The sequence below is a fragment of the Cohnella sp. 56 genome, from assembly GCF_037963805.1.
GTDB lineage: Bacteria > Bacillota > Bacilli > Paenibacillales > Paenibacillaceae > Cohnella.
This window is the reverse complement of the sequence record NZ_JAZDQE010000008.1, coordinates 15,964-41,482: the sequence shown is the minus strand read 5'-3', so window position 1 is coordinate 41,482 and position 25,519 is coordinate 15,964. Positions and strand designations below refer to the sequence as shown.

The 25,519-nt window shown below is 62.7% G+C and carries 10 protein-coding genes; all 10 read right to left on the bottom strand.

The features are described from left to right. Positions 1-129 precede the first annotated feature (129 nt). The 10 genes from VQ071_RS15255 to VQ071_RS15210 all read right to left on the bottom strand — a co-directional run bounded on the left by VQ071_RS15255 (position 130) and on the right by VQ071_RS15210 (position 25,506). Positions 130-2,799 (bottom strand): GH116 family glycosyl-hydrolase, encoded by a 2,670-nt coding sequence (locus VQ071_RS15255; RefSeq protein WP_340514929.1) that lies wholly within the window; start codon positions 2,797-2,799, stop codon positions 130-132. Positions 2,800-2,812: 13 nt separating this feature from the next. After that, positions 2,813-3,919: a glycoside hydrolase family 172 protein gene (locus VQ071_RS15250; RefSeq protein WP_340514928.1), complete on the bottom strand. Its 1,107-nt coding sequence runs from the start codon at positions 3,917-3,919 to the stop codon at positions 2,813-2,815. A 189-nt stretch (positions 3,920-4,108) separates the two neighbouring features. Further along, complete coding sequence (locus tag VQ071_RS15245; protein ID WP_340514927.1) at positions 4,109-4,321, bottom strand: cysteine-rich CWC family protein; 213 nt, start codon at positions 4,319-4,321, stop codon at positions 4,109-4,111. A 16-nt stretch (positions 4,322-4,337) separates the two neighbouring features. Then, positions 4,338-8,159 carry a phospholipid carrier-dependent glycosyltransferase gene (locus VQ071_RS15240; protein ID WP_340514926.1) on the bottom strand — a complete coding sequence of 1,274 codons (3,822 nt, stop codon included), beginning with the start codon at positions 8,157-8,159 and terminating at the stop codon, positions 4,338-4,340. A 158-nt stretch (positions 8,160-8,317) separates the two neighbouring features. Then, positions 8,318-15,076 (bottom strand): S-layer homology domain-containing protein, encoded by a 6,759-nt coding sequence (locus VQ071_RS15235; protein WP_340514925.1) that lies wholly within the window; start codon positions 15,074-15,076, stop codon positions 8,318-8,320. A 734-nt stretch (positions 15,077-15,810) separates the two neighbouring features. Further along, the gene (ypfJ, locus tag VQ071_RS15230; RefSeq protein WP_340514924.1) at positions 15,811-16,641 is read right to left on the bottom strand and encodes a KPN_02809 family neutral zinc metallopeptidase; all 831 of its coding nucleotides are present in this window, start codon (positions 16,639-16,641) and stop codon (positions 15,811-15,813) included. Between the two features lie 482 nt (positions 16,642-17,123). Then, positions 17,124-19,865 (bottom strand): discoidin domain-containing protein, encoded by a 2,742-nt coding sequence (locus VQ071_RS15225; protein ID WP_340514923.1) that lies wholly within the window; start codon positions 19,863-19,865, stop codon positions 17,124-17,126. A 128-nt stretch (positions 19,866-19,993) separates the two neighbouring features. Then, positions 19,994-22,450, bottom strand: a complete 2,457-nt coding sequence (locus tag VQ071_RS15220) for a glycoside hydrolase family 31 protein (RefSeq protein WP_340514922.1) — start codon at positions 22,448-22,450, stop codon at positions 19,994-19,996. Between the two features lie 103 nt (positions 22,451-22,553). After that, a complete protein-coding gene (locus VQ071_RS15215) occupies positions 22,554-23,249 on the bottom strand; it encodes a DNA-binding response regulator (RefSeq protein WP_340514921.1) in 696 nt (231 codons plus the stop codon). Positions 23,250-24,042: 793 nt separating this feature from the next. Further along, positions 24,043-25,506: an ABC transporter substrate-binding protein gene (locus tag VQ071_RS15210; RefSeq protein WP_340514920.1), complete on the bottom strand. Its 1,464-nt coding sequence runs from the start codon at positions 25,504-25,506 to the stop codon at positions 24,043-24,045. Between the last annotated feature and the right edge of the window lie 13 nt (positions 25,507-25,519).

The following is a 25,519-nucleotide window of genomic DNA, read 5'->3' as shown; positions in this document are numbered from 1 at the left end:
TGCACACCGATTTGAATGCGCATACATTTTCATTAAAGCATAGATGTCCGATATCGAAAAGACCGCGATTGCCGCCGATTGTGGCTGTATCGCGGTCCTTCGTCCATCTGACTGTCTCCCCGTCAACGCTTAACCGATGCGGATCGCCAATCGCTGGCCTGCCTTCAGCGTGAGCGGCTCCTCGAAGCAAACTTCGCCATCGGCATCCACCCGGCAGGCAACAGGGTGCATGGCGGACGGTTCGGCAAAGGCCGCTCCGTCTCCGACAAAAGCCTGAATGCGGCTCGTTCTCGTCAGCTTGGGACTGCGGAATAAATTCAGCGTCAGCTGTCCGTAGCGCAGATCGAGGCCGATCTCGCGATCCGCGATCGTGGCCTGGCCCCAGCCCTTGCCCATCGACCAGAAGCAGCGGAACGTCGAGACGCCGGCTTCGTCGTCGGACTCAGGCATTGCCGCCGGATCAAAACCGATTGCGCCGGCGCGCATGTCGTAGGAGAAGCCGCTCAACGCCAGCAGCAAGCCGTACGATGCCATCGAGCGAACGTAGTTGCTGCCGCATTCGAATTCATTCCACGGATTGCGACGTTCTCCGTCGTATCTGGCGCGAATCGCTTCCACAATATCGAGCCCCTCCCTCACGAGCCCTTCATGGATCATATGACAGGCTGCCTGGTACTCGAATCCGTTCATGCACTCCCCGGCATAAGGAATCGGGATCAACGGGCTGTTGCCGTGCGGATAGGTGCAGATCATGACGCCTTTCTCGTCGTTCAGCGCATAGATGCGGCAAGCGTTGGCATATTCCCGCATCGGGCCGACAAAGTTGTAGCGATAGATGGCCGACAAAGCCGATCTGACTTTCTCCCGGTCGAAAATATAGCCGAGCCCCGTAGTATGCGCGAACCATTGGCCGATCACCTGATCGATATGACAGCCTTCCGCCACCTGGTACTTGACTTGTCCCAGCTCGGGATCGACCGGATATCGCGTATCTGTCAGATCGAGCTTCTGATAAAAGTAGTCGCCGTTGAACAGATGCCGATCCACCCAGTCGCTGCCGCGCCGGAACAGTTCCCGGTATTCGTTCCCGTCCGGATCGCCGACCGCATCGGCCATTTGCGCGGCGGCCAGCAATGCCGCATGGTAATAACCGTTCAGCCACGAGCTCGGTCCGTACAGCTCCATATCCAGCGTATGATGCTGGGTTCCTTCAAGCACGCCGTCCCGATCCGCATCCCATTTGTCGGCGTTTTCTTCGGACCAGGCGTACGCGAGCGAACGCTTGACCCTCGGCCACTGCCGGCGCAGCCATTCGTCGTCGCCGGATATTTTCCACTCGCGGTAAAAGCGGACGATACTGCCGAGCTGTCCGTCGGCGGCGGCATGAAAGTCGAGCTTGTCGCGTCCCTCGGGCGGCAGCATCATGCGGAAAGCCATCCGTCCGCTCTCGAAGTAGCAGTATCGGTATTCCGCCTCGCGCATCGTGCGGGCGAGATGGGGGAACAGGAACGGCGTCACTTGCTCGTAGTTCCACACATGCGTGCACGAGCCTTCGCAGGAGCCTTCCTTCATGTGATTGCCTTCAAAGCCGTACAGCGTGCCGTCTGTCAGGCGGGCTACGGTCGGCGACTTGATCACCGACAAATTGGCGGATACGGCATCCAGCACCGATTCCGGCAACGAAGAGGAAAATAGCGTGTCGCGGAAGGAGAAGGTGTGCGCTTCGAGCTCGTCCAGCCGGCTCCATACGTGGGCGGCGATATCGATGGAATCGCCAAAACGCGTTGCATAGTGGTTTTTCCAGACGGGAGGCTTGTCGGCTCCCGGGTTCCAGTAGTTGGCGTAATTCGGGTAATGCCACGTCAGCACGTAGCGGAAAATCCGGCTCTCGCCCGGCGGAATCGACTGCCTGCCCGCCAATGTCGCCGTATCCTTATGGTTGTGAATGACGTGCTCCTGCTTCTTCCGTTCGTCGTCGTAGTCTCGCGGCTTGAACGGTCCGGGCTGGTTGAACTCCTGCCAGAATACGGTGACGTTGTCGAACCAGATGCCCCGGAACCAATAGTTCTGATGGCTTGTGTCGTCCATATCCGTACTGATCGTCAAGCTGCCGTACTCCGGCTCTTCTTCGCTTATCGTCGACGTGCCCAAGCGGACGCCGCGGAACCCTGCCCGCTCCTCATAGCTGTTGACCGCTCCGCCTGCGGCCGGATTGGCCATGCAGCCGGCCACCGTCACGTCCAGCGTCTCGTCGGACACATTTGTGATCTCGTAAGCGAGCACGGCAGCGGGGAGCGACGAATCGTCGTCCGCGTGCGGAATGAACGGGCTGTACGCCGTCAGCTTCGCCTGCAGCGGAGACGTCCCGCATGAAGCCGCACGGCCGCTCCGTTCTGCCCTGTGTCCGGACGTTCCCGATTGGTCTTCGTCGTCCGAAAATGTCACTTCCGCCACCGGGTACTGCCCCTTGAACGCGGCTGTCCGAAAATGCGGAAAGCCGGACATCGACTCCCGCTGCACGCCGTGCCCATAGCCCGCGTAAGGCGTATCTCCCGTTCCGTGATACGGCGGCGCCAAATCTCCGTGCAGCACCTTGGCGAAAATGACCTTTTCCGCCCTTTCGGCCTTGACTGCAAAAAAGGAAAACCCGTTGCTGCCGCCTTTATTGGGGCGATTGAAAATTTCCCAATCGACGAGCCGGCCGTTGCCGGCCAGTCCGATGCTGCCCGTACCGATGCCGCCGAGCGGGAACGATATTTCATTTGTATTTTTCCCCGTATACGTGAATGGTTGTCTCATCGACGTCAGCTCCTTAAATGACTTCGATCTCGTCCCGGGTCGGGAACGGCGGGAACGGCGCGCAAGGAATCGTCTGGTACCAATAGGCGACCGAAGCCATATCGTCCTGCCGCGGCAAATACCGCGTCTCGCCCCGCCAGCCAAGATCCTGAAGCGTCACTCTGAGATCGCTGTCGAATCGGATCGGGTCCATCACATGCCAGCGATACATGGAAAACCGCTGCTGGGAAACGTACAGCCCGTCGGCGGGAAGAATCTGGTGAAGCCCCATGTACGGAGTCGTATAGGACGTATACTTTCCTTCCACATCCCAATCGTAGGCGCCGCCGAAGTAATCCTCCGTCCCGGTTCCGCAGATCGTCGGAAACTCGCCGTCCCCGTCCATAAAAAATTTGATTTCTCCCTCGCCCCACCACTTGCCCGCGCCGTTCAAGCCGACAAAAAGCGCTGTCCCGACATAGTGCCCTTCCCCTCTAATGCCGTCGACAATCGTATAATCCTGCATATAAGGAACGGGATTGGTCCGCCGAAATTGCGCATGAAAATAAGCCGCATTATCCGGCACTGCAGTCAGCGTATAGTTGATTTGGAAGTAAAGACCGTTTTCCTTCGGCCCGATATTTTCGATCGTCATCTTGCAATGCTCGCGGAACGGCATCTCCCAGAAGCAATTCAGGCCGCGATTCGGATTGACCGCGACAGGGACGGAGCTGATCTGGGCGTGCGGCCCCGTAAAAGGTCCGCGTGTGTTCGATTCCCAGCCCAAAGCAAAAAAATCGCTCAACGGACTTTCCACCGAAGGCGATTCCAAGCCATCCCAATAAATACGCAAAATAAAGTCGCGGCCGACATAGCCGCCGAACCACATGCTCTGAATCGCTCCCGGTCCGTCAACGTCCGCGATGACTGCCGTCGTACCTGCCGGAATGGCGATGCTGGGCGATATTTTCCAGCCGCGTCCCAGCTCCCGCGCACAATGCGAGCCGGTTCCCTGCTCGGCCATCCCGCCTTTCCCCTTCTCCCCTGTCGGGTTCTCGGGACTGATTGAACGCGTTTTTGCTTTGGATAAAAGGGACAGGCTGCCGAGATTCATGCCCAATCCGTTGAACGATGCCGTCATACAATAACCCCCGTTTGTCAGTGTTGAACTCTAACTTATTACACGGACAAGGGGGATTCCATGGACTCGATTCGGAAAGGACATGTAATAAATTCGGCTAGTTGTTCCGGCTGGCGCGGCGGCTTAGCGGCGGCCATGCCGGAGGCGCGCCTGAGTCACGACGAGGGAAACGGGCCGGCGGACAGGCGGCTAGACCTCGGATCGACCGCGCTGCGCGCCGGCGCAGGCGGCGCAGATGCAGACTCGGCCTTGCAGCGCGTCGGGTACGCGCGCCAGCACGTCTGCGCATATCACTACGCTCATGCACCAGCAGGACGTCGCTGCTCTCCCCTCCGCGATCGCGCAGCCGTTCGGCCCGCCGCAGAGCGGGCAGACGGCCGCTTTTATTTCCGACCGGTCCATATCCGCCCCTCCCCGCTCAACTGTTGAAGATCCACGACTGGAACCAGCGCAGCGTGTGCGCGACGTACGACTTGTCCACGGTCATGCCCGAGAGGATCGGATAGAACAGGACGAACAGCAGCAGCACGACGCCCAGATAGCCGTAGACGTGGCCGCGCCTTATCCAACCGTGATCCCTGCCTGCCTTCAATACGTAGACGATCAGGAGGATTACAAAAGGTACGCTCGCAAAGAAATGGTAGATAAACGTCAAGCGGGACACGCCGACCCACGGCAGGAACTGGGCGGCCAGGCCGATCAGCAGGAAGACGAGCCGCGGATCGCGCGCGCGGCCTCTGAACAGCAGGGCGACCGCAGCCGCGACGGCTGCGATGCCGGTCCACCATACCGCCGGATTGCCCATCGACACGATGCTCGACACCTGGTCGGCACCGACGCTGCCGCCGTAATACCAGATCGGCTTGACCATGAGCGGCCACTCCCACCAGCTTGAGGCGAACGGATGGGTCGCGACGAGGTGGGCGTGATAGTTGTACATGAACTCCTGATATGTCAGCATGTCATGGAAGCGGTGGCCCGACCCCGGGACGAGGAAAAACGGAATGTAGCTCGCCGTGTAGATGAGCGCGGGCACGATCAGGAAAAACGGCACGCACCACAGCACCGTACGCAGCAGAAACGCCCGCTCCGCGCGGCGGCGCCACAGCGTAATCGCGAATATGACCGCCAATCCGCCGCCCGCATAAATATCGATCCACTTGCTCGCGGCGCCGAGTCCGAAAAACAGCCCGGCCAGCGCGAGCGGCACGGCGACGCGGCGGAAGCTCTCTCCTGCGATCGCCCGGACGTAGTACTTGTACATGTAAAGGTACATCAGCAGAATAAAAAATACGCCATAAACGTCGACCGTCGCGATGCGCGTCTGCGCGAAGTGCATGAAGTCGAACGTCATCAGAAACGCCGCCGCAAAGGCGAATTCGGTGCGCCCGAACAGCCGCTTGGCCAGCAGATACATGAGCGGAACCATGGCGATGCCGAGCAGTGTGCCCATAATGCGCCATCCGAACGGATTCATGCCGAAGATCGCCACGCCGAGCGCCATGATGCCTTTGCCGAGCGGGGGATGCGTGTTCTCGTACGGCTCGATATGATGCAGGAATTCGTAGGCGGTGCGGCCGTGGTAGATCTCGTCGAAATACATGCTGTTGAGATACGAAGGTTTCTTCGGCACGTCGCCCGGCTCGTCGAGCAGCGCGCCGCCGCCTTCGCTCGTCTTGACCGGGGTCACGCTTCGTCCGGTCGCGTCGCGGAAGGCGAGCTCGTATAGCGTCCAGCCGGGATTCGAGGCCGTGACGCGCACGTACCGCTGGTTGATGGCGACGGGCTGTTCCTTCCACTGGAAGACGGAGCCGCCGTTCAGCGCGAACGACAGCGCGCCGGTCCAATTCGCGCCGTCCGCCGACTGGGACAGCTCGATCGTGCTGTCGTCGGCGCGCCCTTCGTCGCGCGTCCCGCCGAACCAGAGGACGGAGGCGACGGACTGCGGCTCGCCGAAGTCGTACACGATGGCGCTCGCCGGTGCGACCGGCGTCCAGCCGGATTCGGGCGCGCGCATCGTGCCGAGGTTGACGAGCGCGATGATGCCGTAGGCGAGCGTCAGGCCGACGACGAGCAGGCGGTCGAGGCGGGACAGCTTGCCGTCGCCGTCTGACGACGTTATGTCGAATGCCGGTCGGACCGATGCTGGGCTCGCGGGCATGCCCTTGCGGGCTGCGGCCGGGCCGCCCCGGCGGCCTTGAGACGGGGCGGTCGCCGATGCAGCCGACACGGCGCTCGCAAGCGGCTTGCCCTTGCCCAGTGTCCAGCCGACCTGGACGGCATAGGCCGCGATGATGACGTTGCACAGCGACAGCAAGCGGAAAAAGCCGTCCGTCTGGGACAAATAGTAGTTTTTGTCCAGTCCGAAGAAGAGCACATAGGCGGCGTCCACGAAGTTCGTAAACGTGAGCCCGAGGAACATCCACAGCAAGCGGCGGTCCCGTAGCAAAATAAACGCGAGCAGCGCCAGCGCGACCGCAGGATAGCCGTAGCGCTCATGCATGCTCGTCTTGAGCGTGAACACGAGCAGGAATGTGAAAAACGCGAGATACGTCCACAGCGGCGCGACCGCCAGCTTGCGGTGCCGCCAGGCCAGCCAGACGATATAAGCGACGATGAGCACGACCGACAGATTGCTCCAGAACGCCATCGCGGCCGTGACCTTGACGCCGTTGAGCCCGAGCAGGCCGTACAGGTTGGCGGCGTTCAGCGTGGCATACGGATAGCTGTCGAACATCGCCCGGTAGCGCTCGGCGATCCAGCCCGGGTCCTGCCGCAGAGAGAACGGCAGCACCAGCAGCACGAAGACGGCAACGCCGTAGAGCGCCGCTTCGCCCCAGGCTTTGCGGCTGCGGCGGACGATGAGCGCGAGGAGCAGCACCGGGATGATCACGACCGCCTGCGGCTTGATCAGCACGGCGGCGACGACGGCGGCCGCGGCATAAGGCAGCTTGCCCGCGGCGATCGCCCAGACGGCGAGCAGGATAAACAGCGCGAGGAACGAGTCGATCTGGCCCCAGACGACGGAGTTGTGGAACACCATCGGGTTGAACAAATAGAGGGACGCGATCGCCATCCCGGCCGCGGCGCCGAATCGCGGACGCGCGAGGCGCAGCAGGATGTACGACGCCGCCAGATCGGCCGCGATGGACGGCAGCTTGAGCAGCAGCGCGGCGCCGGCGGACGGATAGCCGATATGCATCAGCTTCTGCAGTGCGCCGACGACGTACAGCACGTAGATATAGCCGGGCGGATAGTCGACGAAAATATCGGCCGTATAGAAGCCGTGCAGTCCCGCTTCAAAGGCATGATTCGCCCAGAAATAAAAGTCGAGCGCGTCGATGGGATGCCCCTGCATGATCGGCGCGCAGACGACACGGATGAGCAGCGCGCATCCGAAGAGGAGCATGGCGGTCCCCTTGCCGCGAGCCCCAGCTCCGGCAGGCAGCCGCGCGCCTCCTTGGCCGGTGCTGCCGCTGACGCTGCTGCCGGACGATAGCGGCGTCTCCGCGCGGCGCAAGAAGGAGACGATCCCCCACGCGAGCGCGGCATAGACGGCGGCGAGCAGGAACATCATGGCCGTATACGTGCCGCGGCCGTCGGCGGCCTTCTCGCCGCCAGACGCAGCGCCGGCGTAGGCTTCGGGCCATAGCGGGATGACGGAGGCGCCGGCCGGCGCCTCCGCGACGCGCTCGAGCGCGATGTCGTCGAAGTCCGCCCGGCCGCCGTTCAGGCTGCCGTAGCTGCCGAGCCGGGCTGCGACGGTGATGCTCGTCTGGTCCGGCCCCGTCCTGCCGTACCACTCGACCTGCTCCCACTGGCCCCCCGTGTCGGTCAGGGCGGGGAATGGCGCGGCGATGCCGAGCACCGACAGATTGCCTCCCGTGCGGCCCTCGAGTCCGCCCGCGACGCGAATCCAGCCGGACAGCTTGTAGACGCTGTCCGGCTCGACCGCGACCGGCTGAATCCAGCGCGCATCGTTCTCCGCGGTGCTGGCGACGCTCAGGTAGCCTTGACCGTCGTGTCCGCCGTCTTGACCGAGCGTCAGCGTACTGACCGGCGTCCCGTTCGCATCAGCTGCGTATATGTCCTGCGTCCAGCCCTCCGGTTGTCCGGTCCCTCCCCCGGCCAGCTCCGCTCCGCCGTTCACGATCAGCGAAGCGGCCTCCTCTGCCGCCGCGACGCCTGCGCCGCTCCAGCCCAAGCCCGCGCCGGTCAGCAGCACGACCAGCAGCGCCATCCAACATCCCCGCAATGTTCTCCTCATATTTCCCCCCGACAATGCTTGTCATCTGGCGCAGACGGCAACCGGACTGCCGAATTTGCCTTACGTCGCAAGAAATGCGCATCCCCGCTTCGGAGCGAAGACGCGCATTCCTTAGGTTCGTGCCGCGACGATTATTCGGTTGGCTTCGACAAATCGGCAGCCGCCAGGACGCGGGCCAGCATAACCGCCGCCTCGGCGCGGGTGGCCGCGGCGCGAGGCGCGAAGCCGCCGTCCGGCAGCCCCTTCACGATGCCGAGCGCCGACGCGGCGTCGACCGCTGCGGCCGCCCAGCCGTGAATGTCGGCGGCATCGCCGAACGCGGTCTGCGGCTGTGCGCCTGCCGCCTCCAGGGCGGCCGCGTTCGCCAGCTTCAGCGCCTGCGCCGCCATCACCGCGATCTGCTCGCGGGTGATGTCCGCCTGCGGCCGGAAGGTGCCGTCGCCGTTGCCCTGCACGAGGCCGTAATGCGCGGCCGTGCGTACGTCGGCTGCGTACCAGGCGGCAGCGCTCACGTCGTTGAAGCCGGTGTCGCCGCCCGGATCGCGCAGGCCGAGCCCGCGGACGAGCAGCGCTGCGAATTCAGCGCGCGTGATGCTGCGCTTCGGTCCGAAGGCACCGTTGCCGTCGCCTTTGACGATAAGCTTCGACGCGAGCCGCTCAATATCCTGCTTGGCCCAATGATTCGACAGATCCGCAAATGAAGCCTTGTGCTCCGCGATGACGTACACGCTGTTGCCCGGGCTGCGAACGGTGACGAGTGTGCCGCCGTCCGCAGCCGTCTTGAACAGCGCCGGCACAGGCGCGAAGCTGCCCTCTTGGCCCGCTGCGCCCGGCTGATAGACAGCCGCGACGGAGCCGGCCTCGTCGAGCTTGCCGCCGGCCTTGATCGTACGCTCGACGTAGATACCGCCGAAATCGTCGATCGTCTCGGTCTTGCCGCTGCCGCTATGCAGCGTGATGCCGAATTGGACCGGCGGCGCGGCCAGCTTCAGCCCCTGCCGCTGCGCATCCGCCGCGATCGGCGCGGCGGACGCGTCGTCCAGTGTGCGCGCCTCGAACGTCCAGACGGCAGCGGTGTCGCTCTCCAGGCTGCGCGCCTTGAGCAGCTTCGCCGCGAGCGACAGCGGGAAGACGTAGGCGACATCGCCGCTGTCGATGCGCAGCACGGCATCCGGGCGGCTCTTCGCCGCAGCCAGCAGCGCCTGCGCCGAGAAGGACGCTGTGCCGTCCTGGCCCGCCTGGATGGCGATGATGTCTTCGCCGGCCGCAGCCTTCAGCTTGAGCCGGGCGTCATTGTCGGCCGTGGAGGCCGCCCCGCCTGTGCCGCCGGACGAACCGGAGCTGCCGGGACCCGGCGAATCCGGCGTGTCCGCCGCCGCGCTCACCTGCACCGTATAGATGCGCTCGGCTCCGCCGTAGGCAACCTTGAGCCGCGTCGTCCCTGCGGCGACGCCGGTCAGCAGGCCATTGGCGCCGACGGTGGCGATCGCCGCATCGTCAGTGGTAAACGCAGCCTGCGCCGTGACCTCATGCCCTTCGCGGTCCGTGACCTTCAGCGCGGACGCCTTGCCGGCCGTCAGCGCGAAGCCGTTCGGTCCGCCTGCGGCCGCCGTGACGGCGAACGGCTTGGGCGACGAGGCGAAGCCTTCGTTAATCTCGCTCAGACGGAAGACAGATGAAGCGTTCGCCACGTTCTCGATGCGCGCGCCGCGCACGATTACATTGTCGACCTCCGCCGTACCGGATACCGCCTGGCCCACACTTACACCCGAGACGCCCGCCCCGTCCAGCACGATATTTTGCAACAGCAGCCGGCCCGCGGCGGATTGGGTGCCATTTACGACAATGCCGTTGTACGTGCTGTCCTGCGCGACATTATCCCGTACGACCACTTCGCCGGTCATGTTTTTCGTATCGAGATACAGCCAGATCGCGCCGAGGTTTTCCAGCAAACCAGTGTCGTAGCTGCCGGTGCGGACCAGTGTATTGCGCTCGACGACCGTCGTGCCCGCGAACGGCAGCGGGTTGAAGCGCGTCGATACGGTGATGCCCGAGCCGTTGACGATCGTGTCCTTGGCTACATTGTCCTGAATTTTGTTGTCCGTGCCGCCGAATACGGCGATGTTGTTGGCGAGCCACGGCAGGCTCACGTTGTTGAAGCGCGCCGTATTGTTCACGCTCGAGCGGCCGTCGGTCGACCACATCGCGATGCCGTCGTCGCCCGGATAGCGGACATCGCTCTGCTCGAGCATGCTGTCCGTCGTGCCGACGCTGAAGTTGATGCCGTCCGCCATCAGGTCCCGCATCCGCAAGCCAGCCATATGCAGTCCGCTCGTGTATGCCTCGCCGTCCTTCACCTTGGTCAGCCAGAGGCCGGCCTTCGTGTGCTCGATCCACACGTTTTGCAGCACCGAGCCGGGGCCGAAGCCGCCGTGGAAGGCGTTGGTGATCGCCTCGTCGTCCCGCACGTTGATATCGCCGTCGATCAGCAGATCGTAGACGCCGATCTCGCTGCCCCGTCCGACGAACTTGGCGCCCGTGAGCTGCGTATGCCACATGCCCGCGCCGCGAATCTGGACATGGTCCAGATCGAGCAGGCCGTCGCCGAGTCCGAACTCGCCCGCCGGGAACCATACGCCCTTGCCTTCGGCCTTTGCGGCCGCCATCGCCGCCTTGAATGCGGCGGTGTCGTCGCTGCCGTCGTCCGCCGTCGCCCCGTAGTCGCGTACATCGACGAAGCCTTCGGGCTTCGCAAGCGGTGCTGCCGCCAGCTCGAAGTCCGCCAGGTCGATCGTGTAGTAAGGGGAGAGGCTGTCGCCGTCCTTGACGAGCGACACCTTGGCTCCGGCCGGCACATCGCCGATCAGGGCGTGCATCTCATCGAAAAAGCGGTGGCCGCTGCCCTGCGTCGGGTCGTTCGACCACGGATAGCTGCCATACTCCCAGGCGTATTTGGACGAGAGTGTCAGCTTCTGGCGGAACTGTCCGTTGACGTACAGTCCGAGTGTCTCCGTGCGGCCTGCGCCGTCCGCGCTGTCCGGAATCGAATAGCGCAGCACGATCGAGTTGGCCGGATGCGCCAGCGTGAAGGCGACGTAATCGCCGGTCGCGCTCAGCTTCACGGCCTGGCGGCCGGACGCTTCGGCGGCCGGATCGTACAGCGCGCGCGAGGCGCGGAGGATGGCGGCGTTGGTGTCGGCCTGCTCCGCCTCGTACGTCGTGTACGGCGTCGTCGCGCCGCGATAGGCCGGAGCCACGCTGTCCGCCAGCGTGAGCGAGTCGACCGCGAGCTGCGCCGCTCCGCCTGCGGTTGCGGGCTGGACGGAGATCGTGTTGATGCCGGCCCGCAGCTTGATCTGCTGCCGCAGCGTCTGCCAGCCGCCGCCGGTCGTCGGCAGCGCGAGCTGGCCTGCCGGCAGGCCGTTGACGGAGAGCGCCAATGCTGCTTGGGCGCCGCCTGCATTGGCGGCGGCATAGCGGATGACGGCGTCGTAGCTGCCTGCGGACTGCGCGTTGACCGTGAAGGTCAGCTTGCCCGCGCTGCCGTCTGCGCTCCAGCCGGCCGCGTAGCCGGTGCCGGTGTAGCCGCTTTGTGCGGACTGCGGCTTCAGTCCGCCGTCCATAAACGCGTCCTCGGCCTCGTAGCGCACATCGCCGGGCAGACGCTCATAGGTCCAGCGCTGCGCAGCAGCTTCGGCCGAGGTCGCGGCCGTGGCTGTCGGTGCCGCCGCCGGGCCGTAGCTCGCCTGGTTGCCGGCGTGCAGCAGCCTGCCGCCTGCGGCTTCGCTCGCGGCGTTGCTCAATTCGAGCAGGCCCTGCGTTTCCTCGATCGCCCACTGCGCGGCGAGGGCGCGGCTCGCGGCGGAGACGACGGTCGGCGCGCCGTTCGCGTCCAGCGCCAGCAGCCGGCCGCTCGCCCGGTTTTGCACGAGCTTGCGCCCGTTGAAGTCCTGCAGCAGCCACTGCGCCTTGGCGTCCTCGGCCGTCGCCGGCGTCAGCTTGACGGCACCGGCGTCCGTCGCGGTTCCGGTGTCGGTCAGCCATGCGCCTTGGCCGCCGCTGCCGAGCCGGATATACGCCGTATCGTTCTGCACCGGCGTCCCGGTATTGGTGTTGATGTCGCCGCCTTCGCTGGGCGTCGTGTACGCTTCGGGCGCCGCCGCGAAGCTCCAGCGCGCCGTCGCGAACGTGGCCGGCACGAGGCCGCGCTCCGCATAGCCCGCCGCGCCGCCGACGTTCACGTATTCGTCGTCGAAGCCTGCGGCGAGGCTGCGGATGAGCCATTTGCCCGCGGCGGAGGCCGATGCCTCGACCGACCAGGCGGACGCGGTGTCGCCGTTGTTGCCCGCGCTGCCGTTGCTGCCGCCCGTCGTCTCGATATAGCGATAATCCGGGGTTAGCGTCATCGCATGCCCGGTCGCCCGGTTCACGATCCTGGTTCCGCCGCCGCCCGTGCTCTCGAGCTTCCAGTGACCGTAGCCGTTATCCTCGGCGATGCTGCCGTACAGGACGACGCCGCCGCGATTTTCGTACAAATACTGGCCGTTCGCTTCGTTCTGAATGCGGATGTAGCCGTCCGGCAGCGATGACGGCAGCTCGACGGGCTCGCCCTTGAACAGCGCGCTGTCCGCGAAGCTGCCGTCGCCGCCCTTGGCGGTTTTGCTCACCTTCGTCCCGCCCGCGCCGTCGGTATAGACGTAGTGGCCCGCCCAGCCGCTGCGCAGCGCGATCCGGTCGCTGTCCGGTGCCGTCTCGAGATACCATTTGGCGCTGCCCCAGGAGTCATAGATGACCGCCTCGGTGCCAAGCGGCAGCTCGGGAGCGTCCTCCGTCTCGTGCCCGGCCATATTCTCCATCGCCATGTAATGGCCGGTGGCTGTATTTTTCAGCCGCTTCGCGCCATTGCCCGCGTCCTCGATATACCAGACGGCGCTCAGATCGGCATTGTCTTTTTCCCCGTAGCGCACGAGCCCGGCCTTGTCGCCCGCCGTCGCCTCGTACAGCGCCTGCCCCGTCCCGTTTACGAAGCGCAGATGCGATGGCCCTGCATCCTTGCCGACCGGAATCAAGGTCCAGCGCGGACTGCCCCAGTTGCGGTTGATCGCCGCGTATTCCGCGTACTTGTTCAGATTTTGCAGGTTGATCAGCTTCTGCACATCCTGGCCCTTCACACGGTCGGCCACGTTGTAGAACAGCTTGGAGCCGGCGCCCAGCGTCTCGACGACCCAGATCGCGCTCGTCCAGTCGTCCTCGACGTCGGTCACGCGAATATGCCCGTCCGTCATGTTTTGCAGGTTGACGTAGTGGCCGGTGGCGCGGTTTTTAATCCGCTTGCGCCCCTGGAACTTCTCGATCAGCCATTGATCGCGCTTGTCCTGCCGCGAATTGCCGTACTTCAGATCGCCGTGCTCGTCCTCGTACCAGACGAACGGCTGCCACTCGTTCTGGATGCGCACGTACTGATCGGCGGAGACGCCGGCGTACGGGTCCTCCAGCAGCCACTGCGCGCCATCGGCTTCGGGATTGGCGGCCGCCGTCTTCAGCGCGCCGTCCTGCAGCAGCAGGTAGCCGGAGCCGTCGCCTGCGGCGATGTTCAGATAATCGTCGTAAATGTCGGACGGCGCGAGCTGCCATTGATAGACGCCGGCTGCGACCGAGGTCGGCTCTCCGGCCGTCAGCGGATCGCCCGCGCTCAAGTAGCGACCCGTCCCGAGATTGCGGAGACGCTTGGCGCCGTCGTAGTCCTCCGGCACCCATTCGTAGGACAGATCGGCGCCGAGCGCGCCGTGCGACATCGAGCCATCCATTGCCGCGGACAGATAATCGGTGCCGACCTGGGCCGTCGTGTAGCCCACGATGCGCATCGGCCGCGTGTCCGGCGCAGGCAAGATCTGCCACTGGGCGTATACGTTGTCATAGCCGTCGCCCGCCCAGTCGTTGGTGCGCGCGTAGGAATCGCTGCTCTCCTGCGCATGCAGCAGGTTGCCGGGCTGCCCGACGTTGCGCAGCCGTACGAAGCCCTCCGAGGCCGAGCCCTCGAGCTTCCATCTGCTCAGCTCGGCGCCGTCGGCGGCGGTCAGTTCGACGGCGCGCCAGACGTCTTCGGTCATCTGCGTCAAATATTTGCCTGTGGCATGGTTGCGCAGACGCACCGAGGAGGCGCTGCCGTCTCCCGGGTCGACGACCTCCATGTCCCACTGGGCGGTCGGACTCGTCGGATCGACCCGGCCGTATGCGGCGACATCCGCAGGCCGGTCCTTCGGATACGGGTTGGCGGCCTCATACAGGAATTGGCCGGCCCTGCCCTTGCTGGCGATGACGACCGGCCGCTTCCCGACCGGCTGCAGCATCCATTGCGGACTCTCGAACGTAATGTTGATGTCGTCGCTGACTTCGGCATAGCCGAGCTGGTCCTCCTCGTGAATGACGAGGTTGGCGGCGGAACCGGCCGTCGCGCTTTTGATGACCTTGTAGCCCGGCCTGCTGGCGTCCTCGATGAGCCAGCGGTCGGCCGCCGTGCCGGCATCGATGGCGCGCGCCTTCAGCGCGTCTCTGCGCTTCGCGGTCTCCGCCACCGTAATATAGTGGCCGGTCGCGCGATTGCGAAGACGCGTGCCGCCGTCCGCGGTCTCCAGCTGCCACTGCGACGTCTCGTCGTCGTATGCGGTCCGGCCGTAGCGGACGGTGCCGTCCGAGGCCTCGTACAAATAGTTGCTCTGCCATTTGTTCAAAATGCGCACATAGTCGGCAGCCGCAGCTACGGCGCCTCCCGCGGCGCCGTATTCGGGCTGCGGCTCCTGCGGCGCGCCCTCGGCCGCATACACCGGTGCCGACGTCAGCAGCAGCAATGCAGTCATACAGGCTGCAAGCCATTTTTTCCAGCTAGACATGATCGATAGTCCTCCCCTATCGTATGGAATCTTTACCATCGTAAGATGAAAACGGTTCCATGACGATGTGCGATTATGAGCGGACTAGGCGTAAAATTACGGAGTTGCGAATTGCGAGGGGATGGGGGCAGTGTCAATGTTGTCAGGTTAACTGCAAATATACAGTTACTCTCCGTGGTGGCGGCATTTATCGGAGCGATAGCTGCGAATATACAGTTAATCTCGCGAAAATCGACCGTCATCCGGCTCAGACTCGAAAATAACTGTATAAATGCAGTTATCGCCGCCAGATGTCCTGGCGCAGGAGAAAATAACTGCGGTTTGGCAGTTATCTCCCCTTTCAAGGCTGTGTTGCACGAACGGTTTGGGGAAGAACCTCAACGTAGCCGCATCCCTGTCGTCCAGGATCGCTCGTTCAAACGCAACAAACAGACCAAGCACAATTTATTCATGAAGACCACGCGCCGGGGAGCGGCAGGGTTCTTAACCTGACAACATTGGGGGCAGTGTGGCCAGGTTAGGTACCCGCGCGCGCCCCGAACCGCATGAATTGCGCGGTTCTCCGTCCCTCCCCCGCAGCGCCGCCTCAGCCCGGCACAATCGCAAATAACCGCACAACGAATTGTACGGTTATTCCACACTCGCGCCGCGAGGCGTCCTCTTGCACTTCGCCCGCCCTGTCCGACCGCTGCTCCACCTTAAAGCAGCGGGCAGCCGGCGCATGGCGGCGAACCTTACAGATTTTTGGCTTTGAACGTGTCGCCGCCTTCGATCGTGCCGCTGTCGAAGCCCTTCTTGAACCAGCGCATCCGCTGCTCGGACGTGCCGTGCGTGAAGCTCTCGGGCACGACGTAGCCCTGCGCCTGCTTCTGGAGCGTATCGTCGCCCACGGCGCTCGCCGCCGTGATCGCTTCCTCCAGATCGCCCTGCTCCAGCACGTTCATATCCTGCGCGTGATGCGCCCACACGCCCGCGAAGTAATCCGCCTGCAGCTCGGTGCGCACCGACTGTGCGTTCGACTGCTTCGCGCCCATGTTCGTCGTGCCGAGCAGCGTCTGCACATGATGGCCGACCTCATGCGCGATGACGTAGGCCATCGCGAAGTCGCCCGGCGCCTTGAACTTCGTCCGCAGCTCGTCGTAGAAGCTGAGGTCGATATACAGCTTGTGGTCGCCGGGGCAATAGAACGGCCCGACCGACGAGCCTGCGGTGCCGCATGCGGATTGCACGCTGCCGTTGTACAGCACGAGCTTCGGGTCCTCGTACGTCAGTCCCCTTTCGGCGAACAGCTGCGTCCATACGTCCTCGGTATCCGCGAGCACGACCGAGACAAACTGTGCCAGCTCCTGCTCCTCCTGGCTCGCCTCGTACGGTGTATCGCTGACCGAGCTCGTCGTCGTGCCGGTCATATTGTTCAGTATGCTGCCTATATCCCCGCCGCCGAACAGCAGCGCGATCACCAGCACGATGATCCCGCCGATGCCGCCGCCGACGAGCTTGCCGCCGCCGCTCATGCCGCGCCGGTCCTCCACGTTGGCGCTGCCTCTTCTTCCCTGCCATTGCATATCGGTTCCTCCTGCCGTCTTCAATCGTCATGTCGCGTGTAGCGAATTGCTTATTACGTCTATACCCGGCTGGCCGCCGCTCGCAACTGACAAGACGAGCCATGCCTACTGCCGCTGCAAGTGCGGTGCAGGTGCAGTGCAGGTGGGCTGCATGCTCACACTGCATTCGCATTATTGTCCCTCGAAACTGGGAAAAGCGCCTTTTGGACAAAATTAGATGCACTTTAACGACTATTTGCCGCAAACGGAGAGAAGATCACCAGATTTAGTTGCGTTTTGACACTTATTTCTCCCGCGCGGCTCGCTTGAGAGCGAGACTTCTTCTCTCAAGATTTTATACTTTCCGGAGCGGGAACAAAATACGGTTGCGCAAATTCGACCCTCATTTATCCTGTCTTTGACGCCGAAAAAGGATCGGGCCGCAGGCTGGCTGCAGGGCCGATCCTATTTTTCAAGCATTGCATATCAATCCGGCTGCTCGCTTAACCGTAAACTTCGAACTCTGCAAGCTGCGCAGCGGGCCAAGCGGTATTGTCCGTGACGACGACCCGCACGTAACGTGCCTTGGCGCCGTCCGCGAGCTTGATCTCGGCGACGTTGCCTGTCGCCGGATCGAAGGTCGCCGCCTGCGCCGGCGCGATGGAGGCGAACTTCTCCCCGTCCTCGCTCCCGAGCACCTCGACCTGCTGGTCGCGCTTCTCCCAGGCGTCCTGCGGCGGCAGCTTGAGCTTCACGGTCTTGATATCCCGCGACTCGCCGAGATCGAGTGTGAGCGACTGCGGGAAGTTTTTGGCCGCGCTCTCCCAATACGTATACGGATCGCCGTCCGTCGCCAGCGCCGCCGGGAATTCCTTCGCCGTGTCGGACGTCGACAGCGCCTTCTTGCCTAGCGCCAGATTCGTCTGCGGCTTCACCTTGTCGAAGCCTTGGGTCACGCCGCTCGGCGCGGAAGCCGATGTCAGCGCGACATAAGCCGTCTTCTTGTCAAGGATGAGCGCGACATAGTCGACGCTGGCGTATCCGTCCGCTTCCTTGACGGGAAGATCGGCGATCTTCCCGCCGTCCGCCGTATAGGCGGCGGCAGCCGCATGCCGCCACTTCGCCCCCAGCTTCACGCGGATCGTCGTGTCTTCGCCGTACGGCTGATACACCCGGATCTCGTCTGCTTGGCGCACCTCCGCGAGGATGTGCTCGCCCGGATCGAGATCCGCGCCATTGTAGCGGACATAGCTGCCGGCACGGTACGAGCCGTCGTCCGCAGCAATATCGAAGCCGCCCGGCGCGAGCGCCGTATTCGCGTCAACCTCGTATGCCCCATCCTTGCCCGCGTTCGCCGTGACCTTGACCGTCTCGAAGTCCGTCCGCGTCACCTGCGGCGCCAGTTCCTCGAAGCCGGTCACCTTTTCCGCCACGTATCTGGACAGCACTTCCCGCTGCAAGACGCCCGCCAGATCGACCCAGGGATTGGACGCACCGTTGAACAGATCGGCGCTCAGATTGAAGCCCATCGCGGCGTTCCAGCGCAGCATATCGGGATTGTCCGTCATCGTCTCTGCGGCCAGGTCGTGCTGGTAGAGCATCACCTTGTCCCGGACGAGCATCCCGATCATCGGATAATAGTCGGTGTACGAGGCGGTCTTCGGCCGATAGCCGAGCAGGTCCCACAAGTAGTTGGAGCCCATGAAGCCGAGCGCATGGTCGGCCAGCACGTCGAAGCCGTCCTCCGTATACAGATTGTAGTCGGCGGCCGCGAAGTAGTCGCGTACGCCGGCCAGATAGGCGGTCGAAGCGTCCGTACCGCCGGGGAGCGACGGATTGTAGACGAACGGCGCGTTGCGAATGCCCCACTGATCCTCGAATACGCCGTCGAAGCCGGCCGCCTTCATTTTCGCATGCTCATCTGCAATCCGCTTGATCGTGAAGGGATGGGACGGATTCATCACATAACCGCTGTGCGCTCCATAATCTTCCTTGATCGCAGTACCGTTCTTGTCTAGCACGGCGATGTCCTGAAGTGTCAAACCCTCCGGCAGCGCCGCCAGCGTAGGCGAGTTCACGCCCCACCACGAGAAGTTGGTATACGGCACAATCTTGTGACCGCGAGACTTCGCGTCCCGGACGAACGCGGCGAGCGCCTCGTCCCCGCCCCACTTCGGGTCGGGTGGCAGGAAATCCGGATAGTTCTCGTCGTGGCCTCCCTTCTGGAAGCCGACAAGATGCAGCACGCCGTCATAGTTCAGCGCATCCGCGTACTTTTGCCGGAGCGTATCCCAGCTGCCGTCCTTGACCGCCGAGATATCGAGCTTGTAAAAAGGAAGCGCTGCGTAGTCCGCGAGCGACTGGCCCAGCTTGGCATCCAGCGTCTTGTAATCGTCGATCCCGTTCAGCTTGCCGTACCCCGCGATCGACTGCGGATAATCGACGCCGAGCTCGACGATAATCTCGGGCGTCTGCCACTTGGCGTCCTGGGCGACGGCCGTCTGAAAATCGTGCACAATCCCCGTCTTGCCCGGCTCCTTGACCTGGGACTTGAAGCCGACGTTCACGGTAGCTGCCGTCTTGACGTTGACGTCGTACACTGCAAGCGCGCCGCCGTTCGTCGTCCGCAGCGCCGTGTACGCGGCGAACATGATGCCCGGATACTGCGCGTCGTAGGAGTTGCTCTCCCGGAAAAAGGCGCTTCGCAGCTTCGCGCCCGGCAGCATCGGCAGCAGGCCGTCCTTGATCTCGGCGGTGTCGACCTTGAGCTCGTAGGGGAAGCGGAACGACTTCAGCGTCTTGCCGGTCCCGTTCGCCACTTCGGCGGACAGCGCGATGCGGTTGTCTTTGCCGAAGGCGACGGTCGCATCGACGCTGAGCGGCCCGCCGTAATGCAGCGTCAGCTTGCCGGTCCGCTTGCTCCACTTGTAGGAGAAGCTGTCCGCCTTCGAGGCGTTCACCGCGCTGTCATCGTCCAGGAACGCCCACCACAGCGCGCCGTCGCGGTTGCCGCTCGTCAGGTCGCGCTGTGTGTTTTTGTCTTTGATGTAAGCGATTGCACCGCTGTTCGCATCGAAGGCGGCTTCATAGCTCGCGCCGGAGAAGACGAGCAGCGAGTCCCGCTTGAGCATCTTCACGCCGCTGCCTTGAGAGACGGACGGTCCCAGCAGCAAGGCAGCGGTGCCGGCCAACAGCACAACCGCCGCGACGGCGGTCCATATCCACTTCCTTTTTCTGTTGTCCACTACATCTCCTCCTTTAGTGGAAAAGCAGCGGGATGCGCTGCGCGCCGCTTGTAGCGGCTAGCGGCTGGCAGCTTTGGGAGCAGCCGCGGCGCGGTCGCGCATCCTGCTTGGTTGTTCATCAGGCCCTTTTAGCGTCCCGCCTCGCCCAACTGGAGCTGCAGCTCAAAGCTGCCGGCCGCTTCACCTTCCACGTCGGCGACGAGCCGCCGCGCCGCTGCGTCGTACGACCATTCGCGCAGCGCAGCGCCATGGCTCATCGACACCTGCGACGGCTCGCCCCGAAGTTGTTCGACGACGATTCGCAGTGTGCGCGGGGATGTCGGCAAGTCGGTGCCCTCCAAGCCGTCATGCGTTAATTCGCAGCGCAGCATCGCAGACTCTCCCGTCTCCGAGTAAGCGAATTCGCGCAGACGGTACGTCCCTTGCTCATACGCGTACGTCAGGCCGTCGTCCTCGTACAGGCGGAAGCTCCCTTCGCCGCCGGCATAGACGGTGAGCGCGAGCGGCCCCGCCTTCGCGGCTTCGTCGCCTGCGTACATCGCCAGCGGCTGCTCCGCCAGGATGCCGCCCGCCCGCATGTACATCGGCATCGTCTCAAGCGGCGCGGCCGCCAGAATCCAGCGGCCGCCTTCATGGCGCTCGCCCGTCCAGTAGTCGTACCAGACGCCCGCCGGCAAGTAGACGGCGCGCGAGCGCGTGCCGGGCCGCAGAATCGGAGCGATGAGCAGGTCCGGGCCGTACAAAAACTGATCGCACAAATTGTAGACTTCCGCGTCGTCCGGGTACTCCATGAGCAGCGGCCGCACGATCGGCATGCCCGTGACGGACGTCTCGTAGAACAGCGCATACAGCGTCGGCATCAGGCGGTACCGCAGGCCGATGTAGGTGCGGCAGACGTCCTCCACCTTTTCCCCGAACAGCCAAGGCTCCTGCCGGATCGTATCGATGGCGCTATGGTTGCGGCAGAACGGCGTGAACGCGCCCACCTGGGTCCAGCGCGCCAGCAGCTCGCCCGTCGTATGATGCGAGAAGCCGCCGATATCCGGCCCCGCGAACGCAACGCCCGACAAGCCCAGATTGAGCACCATCGGGATGCTCATCGCCAGATGCTCCCAATAAGCCCGATTATCGCCGGTCCATACCGTCGCATACCGCTGGATGCCGGTATAGCCCGCGCGCGTCAGCACGAACGGCCGCTCGCCTTTCAACTGCCGCTTCATCCCCTCCTGGGTCGCCTTCGACATCAGCATGCCGTACAGATTATGCCATTCTCCGTGCGTCTTCGGATTGCCGTTGTTGGCGTGGACGACATCGAGATCCATCGTCTTGGATTCATTGAAGACGGACGGCTCGTTCATGTCGTTCCAGATGCCCTTGATGCCGTGGTCCGCGTAGTGAACATGCAGATCTCCCCACCACTCGGCCGCACGGTCGTCCGTGAAGTCGGGAAACGCGCTCTGACCCGGCCATACCGGACCGATAAAAATCTCACCCTCGAGCTTGCGGCAGAAATAGCCGTTTTGGACGCCTTGCTGATAGACGGGATAGGAAGGGTCCTTCTTCACGCCTGGATCGACGATCGGGACGAGGTTGAAGCCGAGCGCTTCCAGCTCCCGCATCATCTCCTTCGGGCGGGGGAACGCCACGGGGTCCCAGGTGAACACGCGGTATTCGTCCATATAGTGAATGTCGAGATAGAGCACATCGCAAGGAATCCCTTTCGCACGGAACGTCCGCGCGACCTGGAGCACTTCGTCCTGGCTCATGTAGCTGTAGCGCGACTGCTGGTAGCCGATCGCCCACTTCGGCGGCAGCGGCGTGCGGCCGGTCAGCGCGGTCAGATTGGCGACGACGTCCTTCAGCGTCGGGCCCTCAACGATATAGAGATCGAGCGCGCCCTTCTCGGCCGAGATCTGATAGCGATCGGCGCGCGTACGCATATCGAACGCCGTGCGGCCGGGGTTGTCGAGCAGCACGCCGTATGCCGGACGGCCGTAGCGGAAGTGAATGCTCCAGGGAATCGACTGGTACAACGCGTCGATATCCGGCACATGGGGCGCATAGACGTCGCTGTTCCACATCTCGTAGCGCTCTCCCTTTTTATCGAGGAAGCCGGTCTTCTCGCCCAATCCGTAAAAGTGCGACGCCTCGTCCATCGCCAGTGCGATCGTCTGCGTGCGCTTCTCGTTCCATTCGATATTGAGCGCGCTGGCCAGCAGCTCTTCGTCGGCGTCGTACACGTGGATCCGAAACGGGGACTTGGCAACGACCGCACGCAAACCGCATGCCATCAGCGTATAGGCGTCTTCGTCTTCGGTCAGCGCAGCTTCGTTCTGTTGCGGGAGCGCGAGGACGGCCGGCGTCGTACCGAGATCGGGTACAGCCTCGCCGAAAAAGACGCGGAGCCTCAAAATGCCCGGCGCCACGGCGATAAGCGCCAGATTCGCATTGTCTCCGTAAAAAATCGCGCCTCGTCCTTCGAACGGCACGGCGCCGGTCAGCCTTCCGATCCGGCTGAGCGAGTGCTTGAACGGGTCCTTACCCGGACCCTGATGATCGGGATGTATCTCTTCGCTGGTCAACATGTTGCTTAGCCACCTCTATAATCCAAGATGGCTCTATAATAGCAACGGCCAGCTCGTATGAAAATTGGCGGGGCTACGCATTGTATGCGCAGGATTACGCAGTTTAAAGCTGGTGTTTAAACAGCTTAGGCAGCACAGTATAACTCGTAGTTTTTCCGCCCAGGGTGCGATTGGCTTGAATGAAGCCTCTGTCCCCGAGGTCCTGCAAACCCTTAGAGGCGGCGGCATACCCGATTTTTAAAGCAACCATCACTTCTCTGACCTTGATCGAGCGCCTTTGTTTGCCGCACCAATGAAGAATCGCACGTTCCTGCATGCTCAGTTCTATCGAGTTCGCAGAGCCGCCGCCGCCGTAACCCCATGCCGTCATTGCCGCTAACAACGTCTGTTGGCAGCGCTTCGGTTTTTCCAACATATCGTCCCTGCCGAACCTGAGCATATGCCAGCCGTCGATCAGCAGGAGATTCTGCCGCTCCAGATTGTCCCCGAATCGGAACCGGCTTACGTCTCTCAAATGCGTCCCATAGGCGTCCGATTCAACGAACAATCCCCGGTAGCAGCCCGGCGGTACATAGGCGTTGTCCACGAACCGGATGACTCCGTTATAATCGACGACTTCATATTCGGGATGCACATGATCCAGATTGCCGATTGCCGGCCACCATACGTTTTCCAGCGCCAACCGCTCGTTAAACCGATCGACTTCCTTCAGCCTCCGCTTCCTCTCGCCTTTACTGTTGCGTATGGCCTTCTCCATCATAGCTTTGTAGGCCGTGTCAAACGAGCGATCGATCGTCAATCGGACTTCCTCCCTGCCAAATAATAAAGGCCGCCCATCCGAAGTGTTTTCGGAACAGACGGCCTGTGCTTCAGGCTGCAACTTTATATTTGATGGTAATAGTTTATCAGACACTTCGCGAGACGACAAGCTGCATTCTACCTGAGATTACTTTGACCGCACTCCGCCGCCGACTCACCAGTTTGTTCCTACCCGAGACTACTTTGCCCCCACGCTGCCGCCGACACGCCAGTTTGTTCCTACCTGAGACTACTTTACCCACACTCAGCCGCCGACCCGCCCATTTGTTTCTACCTGAGACTACTTTTCCCACACTCCGCCGCCGACACGCCAGTTTGTTCCTACCTGAGACTACTTTGCCCCCACTCCGCCGCCGACACGCCAGTTTGTTCCTACCTGAGACTACTTTGCCCACACTCCGCCGCCGACTCGCCCATTTGTTTCTACCTGAGATTACTTTTCTCGCGCACCACCGCGGACATGCCCATTTGTTCCTACCTGAGACTACTTTGCCCCTACTCCGCCGCCGACTCACCAGTTTGTTCCTACCTGAGACTACTTTGCCCCTACTCCGCCGCCGACTCACCAGTTTGTTCCTACCCGAGACTATTTTGCCTCCACTCCGCCGCCGACTCACCAGTTTGTTCCTACCTGAGACTACTCTGCCCCCACTCCGCCGCCGACCCGCCCATTTGTTCCTACCTGAGACTACTTTGCCCCCACTCAGCCCGTCGACTCCGGTCAATAACAAACGCCGCGCGGACATAGCCCGCACGGCGTTCTCCTTCACAAACTATTCGACCTTGATGGCGTCGTAAAACTTGGATTGCATCGTCTTGGCGGCGGAGTCAAGCTGCGATTTGACGTCGGTGCCCTTCTTGGAGAACACTTCTTGGATGACGTTCGTCATCGTCGCATAGTAATCCTGCGTATTGTATTGCGCTTCGGGCTTGCCGTCCAGCAGCGCCTGGGAGTCGGCGTTGTATTGGTAGACATTGTCATGCTTCGCGTATACGGCTTTGACCTTCTGACCGTACTCGGAGTCGTCCTTGAAGTACTGGATGACCGGCGGGATGAAGTATTTGTTGTCCTTCTTGCGCGCTTGAATGTTCTCTTCGACGGAAGCCAGACCCTTGTCGGAGAAGTAGTCGAACACAGCGTATTGGAAGGCAATCGCTTGCTCATCCTTGGTGGCGTTCGGGTTGATGACGAGGAAGTCGCCGCCGAGCACGCCGGTGTGCTTGCCGCCTGCTTCAGCCGCAGGCATCGGATACACGAGCACATCCTCCGGCTTCATGCCGCCTTGGTTCAGCGCTTGGTCGACAGGGCCGTCCGGACCTGCGATGACCATCGCCGTGCGTCCTTGCGCGAACGCGCCTACCGCGTCGCCCCATCCGAGCGCCCAATCCTTCGGGATGGCTTTGGCTTCCCAAGCCAGCTTGTTGTAGAAGTCCATCGCCTTGACGCCGGCGTCGGAGTTGAATGCGGCCGTTACTTTGCCGTCCGCCACGTTCTGGATCTCGCCGCCCGCTTCGAACAGGAAGTTGGTCCAGTTCCAGCCGGCTTCGTTGCCCTTGCCCATCGGCGCGATGCCCGCGATGCCCTTCGCCGGATCGGCGACGGACTGCGCCGTCTTCAGCATGTCGTCCCACGTCCAGTCGTAGGACGGCACCGCGACGCTCTTCGCGTCGAGCAGCTTCTTGTTAAGCACGGTGCCTGTCACATAGCCTTGCTGCGCGATGCCGTACACCTTGTCTCCGATGATGAATTGATCCTGCAGGATCGGGTTCATCTGATCCTTGTATTCGTAATTGTTGAACAAATCGGTGATGTCCGCCGCCCAACCCTTCTCGGCGAGGAACTTGCCTTCGGTTGCGTACGTATTGAACAGCGTCGGCGCTTCGCCCGCGCCCATCTTCATGCCTATTTCATTCGGATTGTACTGCCAGTCGCTCTTGACGATCGTGACGTTCGGGAACACTTCGTTGAATCGCTTGATCTTGTCGTCTTCAAGCGCACGCCTCTCTACGAGATCGGGTGTCGGATAGTAGATGCTGATCGTGACTTTTTTCTGCGTAAGGTCGTCGGTAGGCGCCGCGCTGGCGCTTCCGCCTGCATCTGTCGAAGCGGCGGCCGATGACGAAGCCGGTGCGGCAGAGGAAGAGCTGGCTGATTTGTCGCCGTTATTGCTGCCGCAGGCGGACAGCAGCAATGCCGATGCGGCCAGGGTGGCCAGGGTGATCGATGTCTTGCTCATAGGAACTCCCCTT

Bases quoted from the DNA above. Each gene is read 5' to 3' on its own strand.
- VQ071_RS15210 (WP_340514920.1), bottom strand. From the start codon at position 25,506: ATGAGCAAGACATCGATCACCCTGGCCACCCTGGCCGCATCGGCATTG.
- VQ071_RS15255 (WP_340514929.1), bottom strand. From the start codon at position 2,799: ATGAGACAACCATTCACGTATACGGGGAAAAATACAAATGAAATATCG.
- VQ071_RS15235 (WP_340514925.1), bottom strand. From the start codon at position 15,076: ATGTCTAGCTGGAAAAAATGGCTTGCAGCCTGTATGACTGCATTGCTG.
- ypfJ (WP_340514924.1), bottom strand. From the start codon at position 16,641: ATGCAATGGCAGGGAAGAAGAGGCAGCGCCAACGTGGAGGACCGGCGC.
- VQ071_RS15220 (WP_340514922.1), bottom strand. From the start codon at position 22,450: ATGTTGACCAGCGAAGAGATACATCCCGATCATCAGGGTCCGGGTAAG.
- VQ071_RS15250 (WP_340514928.1), bottom strand. From the start codon at position 3,919: ATGACGGCATCGTTCAACGGATTGGGCATGAATCTCGGCAGCCTGTCC.
- VQ071_RS15245 (WP_340514927.1), bottom strand. From the start codon at position 4,321: ATGGACCGGTCGGAAATAAAAGCGGCCGTCTGCCCGCTCTGCGGCGGG.
- VQ071_RS15240 (WP_340514926.1), bottom strand. From the start codon at position 8,159: ATGGCGCTGCTGGTCGTGCTGCTGACCGGCGCGGGCTTGGGCTGGAGC.